Origin of the sequence: Streptomyces carpinensis, assembly GCF_002154505.1 — a bacterium.
Lineage (GTDB): Bacteria > Actinomycetota > Actinomycetes > Streptomycetales > Streptomycetaceae > Streptomyces > Streptomyces carpinensis.
This window is the reverse complement of the sequence record NZ_MUBM01000411.1, coordinates 1-9,231: the sequence shown is the minus strand read 5'-3', so window position 1 is coordinate 9,231 and position 9,231 is coordinate 1. Positions and strand designations below refer to the sequence as shown.

General features: G+C 72.5%; 8 protein-coding genes. 3 read left to right on the top strand and 5 right to left on the bottom strand.

All coding sequences use genetic code 11. The features are described from left to right. A partial coding sequence (locus tag BZY54_RS40995) for a proline-rich domain-containing protein (protein ID WP_086730450.1) occupies positions 1-538 on the top strand: 538 nt, incomplete at its 5' end. Positions 539-781: 243 nt separating this feature from the next. Here BZY54_RS40995 and purH read toward each other — a convergent pair. Both purH and purN read right to left on the bottom strand, forming a co-directional pair. Next, the gene (gene purH / locus BZY54_RS40990; RefSeq protein ID WP_086730449.1) at positions 782-2,347 is read right to left on the bottom strand and encodes a bifunctional phosphoribosylaminoimidazolecarboxamide formyltransferase/IMP cyclohydrolase; all 1,566 of its coding nucleotides are present in this window, start codon (positions 2,345-2,347) and stop codon (positions 782-784) included. Beyond that, the gene (gene purN, locus BZY54_RS40985) at positions 2,344-2,973 is read right to left on the bottom strand and encodes a phosphoribosylglycinamide formyltransferase (RefSeq protein ID WP_086730448.1); all 630 of its coding nucleotides are present in this window, start codon (positions 2,971-2,973) and stop codon (positions 2,344-2,346) included. Before purN ends, purH begins: the two co-directional genes overlap by 4 nt. A 335-nt stretch (positions 2,974-3,308) precedes the next feature. On the opposite strand from purN, the gene BZY54_RS40980 reads away from it, so the two are divergent. Continuing rightward, positions 3,309-4,121: a hypothetical protein gene (locus BZY54_RS40980; RefSeq protein WP_086730447.1), complete on the top strand. Its 813-nt coding sequence runs from the start codon at positions 3,309-3,311 to the stop codon at positions 4,119-4,121. A gap of 45 nt (positions 4,122-4,166) precedes the next feature. On the opposite strand, the gene BZY54_RS40975 is transcribed toward BZY54_RS40980, so the two are convergent. Further along, positions 4,167-6,110 carry a cell division protein PerM gene (locus BZY54_RS40975; protein ID WP_244217586.1) on the bottom strand — a complete coding sequence of 648 codons (1,944 nt, stop codon included), beginning with the start codon at positions 6,108-6,110 and terminating at the stop codon, positions 4,167-4,169. Positions 6,111-6,206: 96 nt separating this feature from the next. Here BZY54_RS40975 and BZY54_RS40970 point away from each other — a divergent pair, with 96 nt between their 5' ends. Further along, positions 6,207-7,190 (top strand): SigE family RNA polymerase sigma factor, encoded by a 984-nt coding sequence (locus BZY54_RS40970; RefSeq protein ID WP_244217585.1) that lies wholly within the window; start codon positions 6,207-6,209, stop codon positions 7,188-7,190. Positions 7,191-7,372: 182 nt separating this feature from the next. Here the strand turns inward: BZY54_RS40970 and sucD are convergent, their stop codons facing one another. Continuing rightward, complete coding sequence (gene sucD, locus BZY54_RS40965; protein ID WP_009190236.1) at positions 7,373-8,257, bottom strand: succinate--CoA ligase subunit alpha; 885 nt, start codon at positions 8,255-8,257, stop codon at positions 7,373-7,375. A gap of 28 nt (positions 8,258-8,285) precedes the next feature. Further along, a partial coding sequence (gene sucC / locus BZY54_RS40960) for an ADP-forming succinate--CoA ligase subunit beta (RefSeq protein WP_086730446.1) occupies positions 8,286-9,231 on the bottom strand: 946 nt, incomplete at its 5' end.

Genomic DNA, 9,231 nt, shown 5'->3' with positions numbered 1-9,231 from the left:
CGCTCCCGGTTACGGCTACCCCCAGCAGCCCCCGGCCCAGCCGGGCTCCGGTTACCCCGCCGCACCTCCGCTCCAGCAGCCGTACGGCGGCGGCTACCCCACCGGCCCCGCGCAGATGCCGGGCATCACCCGCGCCGCCCGGATCATGCTCGTCCTGATCGCCCTGGCCCACGCGGCCATCGCCGGGCTGTACGGCTACGCCCTGTCCAAGTGGGACCAGACGATGGCCGACGCGGGCATCACCGCCGACTCCGAGACCCAGCGCTACGCCGACCTCGGCAAGGGCGTCGTCGTCTTCCTCCTCGCCCTGGCCGCCGTCTTCGCGATCCTCGGCCTGGTGCTGCTGCTGCAGTACGCCAAGGGCGGCAACGGCGTCCGTGTGTGCTCGATCGTCTACGGCTCGTTCGCGATCGTCACCGGTGTCTTCACGATCGCGGCCTACGGCATCGGTCTGCTCGTCATGGTCGTGTCGATCCTGCTGATCGTCTTCGCCGCGAAGCGCTCCAGCGCCGAGTGGTTCAAGCGCCCCCGCTACTGAGCCCCTGAACACGAAGCCTCGAAGGGCTCACGAACCGGCGATGTCGGCCTGGTGGAGGCTGCGGCGCCACGCGCCGCCGTCCTTGCGGACGCGAGCCCCCTGAGCACGGGCGGGGGCCATCTGGGGCCCGATCCGCTCCGTGCGTCCCTGCTGGCCCGGAACCGTGGAACGGCGGTGGCCTCCGGTCCCTCCTGGGGGAGGGCCGGAGGCCGCCGCCGTACGCCCACCGGGCGGTCGGAACCGTCAGTGGAAGAAGTGGCGCGTGCCCGTGAAGTACATCGTCACGCCCGCCTTCTTCGCGGCCTCCACGACCTGTTCGTCGCGGATCGAGCCGCCCGGCTGGACGATGGCCTTCACGCCCGCCGCGATGAGGATCTCCGGGCCGTCGGGGAACGGGAAGAACGCGTCGGAGGCGGCGTAGGAGCCGCGTGCCCGCTCCTCGCCCGCCCGCTCGACGGCCAGCTTGCAGGAGTCGACGCGGTTGACCTGGCCCATGCCGACGCCGACCGAGGCGCCGTCCTTGGCGAGCAGGATCGCGTTGGACTTCACCGCCCGGCAGGCCTTCCAGGCGAACGCCAGCTCGGCCAGCTCCTCGGCGGACAGGGCCTCGCCGCTCGCGAGCGTCCAGTTGCCCGGGTCGTCGCCGTCGGCCTGGAGGCGGTCGGTGGCCTGGAGGAGGACACCGCCGTCGATCTGCTTGGCCTCCACCCGGTTGCACGGGCCGCTCGGCGTCTTCAGGATGCGGATGTTCTTCTTCTTGGTGAGGGCCTCCAGCGCGCCGTCCTCGTAGTCGGGCGCGACGATGACCTCGGTGAAGATGTCGGCGACCTGCTCGGCCATCTCCTTGCTGACCGGCCGGTTCACGGCGATGACACCGCCGTACGCGGAGACCGGGTCGCAGGCGTGCGCCTTGCGGTGCGCCTCGGCGACGTCCGCGCCGATCGCGATGCCGCAGGGGTTGGCGTGCTTGATGATCGCGACGCAGGGCTCGTCGTGGTCGTAGGCGGCACGGTGGGCGGCGTCCGTGTCCGTGTAGTTGTTGTACGACATCTCCTTGCCGTGCAACTGCTCGGCCTGAGCGAGGCCGCCGCCGGTGCCGTCGACATAGAGGGCGGCGTCCTGGTGCGGGTTCTCGCCGTAGCGCAGGGTGTTCTTGCGCTCGTAGGTGGCACCGAGGAAGTCGGGGAACCGGGAGTCGTCCACGGGGGCGTACGAGGAGGCGAACCAGGACGCCACGGCCACGTCGTACGCGGCCGTGTGCTGGAAGGCCTCGGCCGCCAGCCGCTTGCGGGTCGCGAGGTCGAAGCCGCCGGACGCCACCGCGGACAGCACGTCGGCGTAGCGCTCCGGGCTGGTGACGACCGCCACCGACGGGTGGTTCTTGGCGGCGGCGCGGACCATCGACGGGCCGCCGATGTCGATCTGCTCCACGCACTCGTCGGGCGAGGCGCCGGAGGCGACCGTCTCGCGGAACGGGTAGAGGTTGACGACGACCAGGTCGAAGGGCTCGACCCCCAGCTCGGCCAGCTGCCGCTGGTGGTCCTCCAGGCGCAGGTCGGCGAGGATGCCCGCGTGCACCTTGGGGTGCAGGGTCTTGACCCGGCCGTCCAGGCACTCGGGGAAGCCGGTCAGCTCCTCGACCTTGGTGACGGGCACGCCGGCCGCGGCGATCTTCGCGGCGGTGGAGCCGGTGGAGACGAGTTCGACGCCGGCCTCGTGCAGCCCGCGCGCGAGCTCCTCCAGACCGGTCTTGTCGTAGACGCTGACGAGCGCGCGCCGGATGGGCCGCTTGTTGCTCTCGGCGGTCACTGGATAACTACCTTTCGTCCCTCGATGCGATAGCCGTTGCGGGCGAGCAGCCCCACGACCTCGACGAGCAGCCTTCGCTCGACTTCCTTGATGCGCTCGTGCAGCGCGCTCTCGTCGTCCTCGTCCCGGACCTCGACCACGCCCTGGGCGATGATCGGACCGGTGTCGACGCCGTCGTCGACGAAGTGGACGGTGCAACCGGTGACCTTGGCGCCGTACACCAGCGCGTCCCGCACGCCGTGGGCTCCCGGAAAACTGGGCAGCAGGGCGGGGTGCGTGTTGACGAACCGCCCGCCGAACCGCGCGAGGAACTCCTTCCCCACGATCTTCATGAATCCGGCGGAGACGACGAGGTCGGGCTCGTGGGCGGCGACGGCCTCGGCGAGCGCCGCGTCCCACTCCTCGCGCGTGCCGTAGTCCTTGACCTTCCGCACGAAGGTCGGCACCCCGGCGCGCTCCGCGCGCGCGAGCCCCTCGATGCCGTCGCGGTCGGCGCCCACGGCGACGACCTCGGCGCCGTAGGCCTCGACTCCGGCCTCGGCGATCGCGTCGAGGAGCGCCTGCAGATTGGTGCCGGATCCGGAGACCAGCACGACGAGGCGCTTGGCCACGGGCTTGGCGGCCACGGTGGGGCCCTTTCTCGGGGGAGCTGTTTGTACGGTCGTACGAATGCTTCGGGCCCCCGGATACGGGGAAGCCTACGAAGCGGCCGACCGTCAGCAACGATACCGGCACACCGGACGGCCCCCATGGGACGGGGGCGTGGCCGGAAGGTAGCGTCTGGGGGGACCGGCACAGGACCGCATACGTAGAACGCATACCGGAACGCCCTCGGGACCGCATGCGCAAACGTGCCGGGACGCATGGGGAACGCAGTCCGCGCATCGTGCGTTCCACGTATGACGGGACCTTCCAGGTCACCGGACCAGCCGCGACTCACCAAGGGGAAGACGCTCACTTGATGCCGGACCGCAGCCCGCGACTCCTCACGCTTCCTCCGCATGCGGCGCAGGGAGGGGAGCGCGGCGCCGTGCTGCTGCGGGAGCGCCCCACCTCGCCGCCGGACGCGCCCTCGGGTGACGGCGGCAAGGGCCCCGGGCAGGAGGGCGGCACCCCGGACGACAACCCCTTCGCACCGCCCGCGGAGGGCACGCCCGACCGTCCGTGGCAGCCACGGCACCCTTCCGGCTCGGGCTCCGACGGGAACTCCTCCGGCCAGGGACAGGGCTCCGGCGAGGGCGGCGGACAGTCGCCCTGGGGCAGCCAGTGGAGCGACCGCCAGCCCGGCCGCTCCCCGGGCGGCTTCGGCGAGCGTCCCCAGCGGCCCGGTCAAGGCCCCGAGGAGCCGGCCGGCGGACGCGGTCCCGGCATGCGCTGGGACCCCACGGACCCCGCCCAGCGACGCGCACGGTATTCCCTGCTGTGCGGCATGTGGGCCTTCTTCTTCGCGCTCTTCAGCTGGCCGTACGTGTCCCTGTTGCTCGGCGCCCTGGCCCTGTACTGGGGAGTCAGCTCCCTGCGCACCAAGCCGCGCAGGCCGGACCCGAACGAGGCCGCCCCGGTGGCGGAGGGCCGCCCCCAGACGACGGCGGCGGTCAGCGGCCTGGTCACCGCGTCCCTGGCCCTCGCCCTGGTCGCCACGGGCTTCGCCGCGCAGTTCGTCTACCGCGACTACTACACGTGCGTGAACGACGCCCTGACCAGCCAGGCCAAGCAGTCCTGCGACCAGCACCTGCCGCGGGAGCTGCGCGGGGTCCTGGGGATGGACGGCTGAGAGGCCGACGCTACGAGATCGGCACTCCTTCCCGGGGCCGCCAGTTCACTGAGAGGCCGGGCGCTCGGGCGCCGGTGCGGCCTCCGCCGGAGACGGGCCGGCGGGTGCGGACGGGGCGGTCGCCTGTGCCGCCTCTGTCGGTGTCTCGGGTACGGCCGGTTCCCCGGATGCGCTCGGCCCGTCGGGCCCTGCCGGCCGGCCGGGTTCGCCCTGTTCCTGTTCCGCGGGTGCGGCCAGCTTCCCGGGTCCCGGCCCTGGGGGTTCCATCGGCTCCGATGGCTCCATCGGCTTCGGGAGCGCCATTGGGTGGGGGAGCGCCATCGGCTCCGTCGCCTCGGGCGCACCCGTCGAATCGGTCGCAGCCGCCGCCGATTCCCCATGCCCCGCCGGTCCCGTGGGCTCCGTCTCCGACGGCGTGGGCGGCGCGGGTTTCGTCGCCGCCTGTCTGAGTGCCTCCCAGCGGGCCCGGCGGGCGGTGTCGTCGTCCTGCCAGGCGGCGGGCTGGGCTGTCGGCGGGTCGAGGGGCAGTGCCTCGTACGGCTCCAGGCCGGGGTCGTAGCCGAGGGGCAGGCGTCCGCCGGTGTCCGGCAGCCGTGTCGCCGGGGCCCCGCTCTGCCGCGGCCTGGCGATCCGTCCCTCGGTCCGGTCGGCCGAGGGCGCCGCCCTGCCGCCGCCCCAGTAGCGCCACGCCCGTACCACCAGCGCCGTCGGCACGGCCGGCACCAGGGTCCACAGCAGCGCGGCCCCGGCGACCTGCCATCCCACCGGCCCGAACCGGGAGAGTTCGGCGTTCCCCAGCGCGCCGCCCGCCAGCTCCGCGAACACCCCGAGCCCGATCGCGCACAGCAGGCAGCCCAGGCTCGCCCCCGCGATGGTCCGCCTCCACGACCACGCCCGCTTCGGGCCGATCACATTCCCGTCGGCGTCCCGCCCGTCCCGCACCGCGGCCCCCGCGACGAACCAGCCGATGGTCAGCCCGGCCGCCACCGGTACGGCGCTGGCCGCCCAGTTCAGGGAGGTGCCGGGGCCCGCGTCCGGTACCGCGGCGAGCAGCGGGAAGGATGGCAGCATCGGGGCCGGGGCGGAGGCGAACGGGGCGACGACGTGGCCGGCACCGAGCTGGAACCCGGGCCCGAGGGCGTACGCCACGGCCCACAGCACCGCGTTCGGCAGCAGCGCCAGGCACAGCAGCAGTACCGCGAACCGCCCCGTCCAGCCCTCCGTCAGCCGCAGGAACGCCCCCTGGGCCGTCGCGCCATGCCCCACCAGCGACACCCCGAGGACGAGCGCGCCGCCCCCGACGAACACCACCGCTCCGGCGCCCGCCGCCCGCGTCGAGGCGCCGAGGCGCGCCCGCGGCCCCGGACCGAGGAGCAGGCGTCGTACGCCGGGCGGCAGCGCGCGCAGCGCCCGTTCCAGGGGGGCGCGCGGACAGCCGTACGCCGTCCATACGCCGCTGCCCGCCGCCACCGCGGCGACCAGCGGCACCCATACGACCATCCACGGCCAGGACGGACGCAGCGCCCCGCCCGCGGCGTACGCCGCGGCGGCGCCGGCGACGCCGAGATAGCCGAGGACGACGCCGGCCCAGGCGGTGCGCGGGGGGACGAGCGGGCCGCCGTCGCCGCCGTCGGTCGCGTCCCGCGCCGCGCGGTGCACCAGCAGGACCGGCAGTGCGAACAGCAGCAGCGGGGTCACCCCCAGGGGGGCGGGAACGCCGGTGAGCGTGTTGCTGCGGACCAGTTCGGCGCCGTGCGCCAGCAGCCACAGCGCGGCGGCGACGTGCAGCGCGCCGCCCGGTCCGCTGTCGGGGTACGGCGAACTGATCCACAGGGCGATGACGAGCACGGCGAACGAGCCGAGCCCGAGGCCCGCCGCGACCACACCGCCCAGGAAGCCGATGCCGAGTCCGGGTGAGCGGTCCCGGACGCGGGTGCGCAGGTGCGGCAGTGGCGGACGTCGATGGGTCGTCTGGATCACGCCCGCCATGCTCCCAACGTCACACGCTTTCCCGGCGCAACAGGCGAACCTCCGATGTGTCGCCCAAAATACATTTATGTGCTTATTCATACGGAGGGACGCACCATGACGGACGGTCACGCCAAGCCGCCGCCACGGCTCGGGAAGGGTCGACACGCCTCGGTGACCGCCGCCCTGACGCGACCTCCGCCCCCCGGCACCACCGAAGCCGGGACGCGGGAGCCGGTGACACCCGCTCAGGCCTTCGACTCCCTCTACGCCTACTGCGCCCCCGCTCTCACACGACAGACCTACCTGCTCACCGGCAGCCAAGAGCAGGCACGCCACGCCGTGGAACGGGCCTTCCAACTCACCTGGCAGCACTGGCCGGAGGTGGCCCGCGACCGGGACCCGGCGGGCTGGGTGCGGGCGACGGCGTACGAGTGCGCCCTCTCCCCCTGGCACCGCTTCGTCCCGCGCCGCCGTCTCTCCGACCTGCCGCCCGACCCCGCCGACCGCGCGCTGCAGGACGCGCTCCTGCGGCTTCCGCCCTCCTACCGCCGCACGCTGGTGCTCCACGACGGCGTCGGCCTGGCCCTGCCGCAGACCGCTGCGGAGACGGAGGCGAGCACTCCGGCGGCGGCGCACCGGCTGATACACGCCCGGGATGCCGTCGCCGCCCACCTGCCTGAACTGGCGCACCCGGCGGAACTGCACCGGCGACTGGTCCGGCTGGCCTCGGCCGGTCAACCCGCCACGGCCGGGTCGCGAGGCTCGCCGGCCGCCGGGGGGATCGCCGGACCGGCCACCGGTTCGCCCGCCGAGCAGACAGCCGGGCCGGAGGCCGTGCGGACCGCCGGGGAGCGCAGCACCCGGTTCTGGACCCGGTCGGCCATGGCATTCACGGTCGCCGTCTTCGGCGCGACGGCACTCACGTTGCGCACGGCCCCCACGCACTATCTGGCGCCGGTGTCCCCCGGGCACCCGGTCCGGGGTCTCCCGGCACAGGGCATGCTCGGCCCCTTGTCGGCGCAGGGGCTGACGCTGAGCACCAAACTGAGGAAGCAGGCGGCGGGAGGGCCGGAGCGGCTCACACCTCAGGCCCGCTAGGTCCTGTCGTCAACCCGGTGCGGCGAGAGTGCGTGCATGGCGTCGCGGGGCAGACGCGAGTTTGACGACAGGACCTGGCACGGGGAGATCGGGACCCGACACGCCGGTGGGCCCGTCCCCTTCCGGGGACGGGCCCACCGATGACGCGTCAGAACTCAGCCTGCCGGGCCTGTTCTGCCTGTTCAGCCGGCGAGGATCTCGCGGGCGAGCTTGGCCGTCTCGGTCGGGGTCTTGCCGACCTTGACGCCCGCGGCCTCCAGGGCCTCCTTCTTGGCCTGGGCGGTGCCGGAGGAGCCGGAGACGATGGCGCCGGCGTGGCCCATGGTCTTGCCCTCGGGCGCGGTGAAGCCCGCGACGTAACCGACGACCGGCTTGGTCACGTTCTCCTTGATGAAGGCCGCGGCCCGCTCCTCGGCGTCGCCGCCGATCTCGCCGATCATGACGATCAGGTCGGTGTCGGGGTCGGCCTGGAAGGCGGCCAGGGCGTCGATGTGGGTGGTGCCGATGATCGGGTCACCACCGATGCCGACGGCCGTGGAGAAGCCGATGTCACGCAGCTCGTACATCATCTGGTACGTCAGCGTGCCGGACTTCGACACCAGGCCGATGCGGCCCGGCTTGGTGATGTCGCCCGGGATGATGCCGACGTTGGACTGGCCCGGGGTGATGATGCCGGGGCAGTTCGGGCCGATGATGCGGGTCTTGTTGCCCTTCTTGCCGGCGTACGCCCAGAAGGCGGCCGTGTCGTGCACGGCGATGCCCTCGGTGATCACGACGGCCAGCGGGATCTCGGCGTCGATGGCCTCGACGACCGCGTCCTTGGTGAACTTCTCCGGCACGAAGATGACGGAGACGTCCGCGCCGGTCTTCTCGATGGCCTCCTTGACGGTGCCGAAGACGGGTACCTCGGTGCCGTCGAAGTCCACGGTCTGACCCGCCTTGCGCGGGTTCACGCCGCCCACGACGTTGGTGCCGTCGCCGAGCATGAGCTTGGTGTGCTTCATGCCGGTGGCGCCGGTCATGCCCTGGACGATGACCTTGCTGTCCTTGTTGAGCCAGATAGCCATGGTGTCTTGATGTCCTCGTCCTCGGTGCTTACTTGGCGGCGGCCAGCTCGGCGGCCTTGTCGGCCGCGCCGTCCATGGTGTCGACGCGCTGGACCAGCGGGTGGTTGGCGTCGGTGAGGATCTTCCGGCCCAGCTCGGCGTTGTTGCCGTCGAGGCGGACGACGAGCGGCTTGGTGACCTGCTCGCCGCGACCCTCCAGGAGCTTCAGTGCCTGCACGATGCCGTTGGCGACCTCGTCGCAGGCGGTGATGCCACCGAAGACGTTGACGAAGACGGACTTGACATCCGGGTCGCCCAGGATGATCTCCAGGCCGTTCGCCATGACCTGGGCGGAGGCGCCACCGCCGATGTCCAGGAAGTTGGCGGGCTTGACGCCGCCGTGCTGCTCACCGGCGTACGCCACGACGTCCAGGGTCGACATGACCAGGCCCGCGCCGTTGCCGATGATGCCGACCTCGCCGTCGAGCTTGACGTAGTTGAGGCCCTTCTCCTTGGCGGCCGCCTCGAGCGGGTTGGCGGCGGCCTTGTCGTGGAGCGCCTCGAAGTCCGGGTGACGGAACTCGGCGTTGTCGTCCAGGGACACCTTGCCGTCGAGAGCGATGACCTCACCGGAGGCGACCTTGGCCAGCGGGTTCACCTCGACCAGGAGGGCGTCCTCCTTGATGAAGGTTTCCCACAGCGTGACCAGGACGTTCACGACCTTGTCGGCGACCTCGGCCGGGAACTTGGCGGCCTCGACGATCTCGCGGGCCTTGGCCTCGTCCACACCGTCGATGGCGTCGATCGCGATCTTGGCGACGGCCTCGGGACGGGTGGCGGCCACCTCCTCGATCTCCATTCCGCCCTCGACGGAGGCGATGGAGAGGAAGGTGCGGTTGGCACGGTCGAGGAGGAAGGAGACGTAGTACTCCTCGACGATCTCCGGGGCCGTCTCGGCGATCATGACCTTGTGGACCGTGTGGCCCTTGATGTCC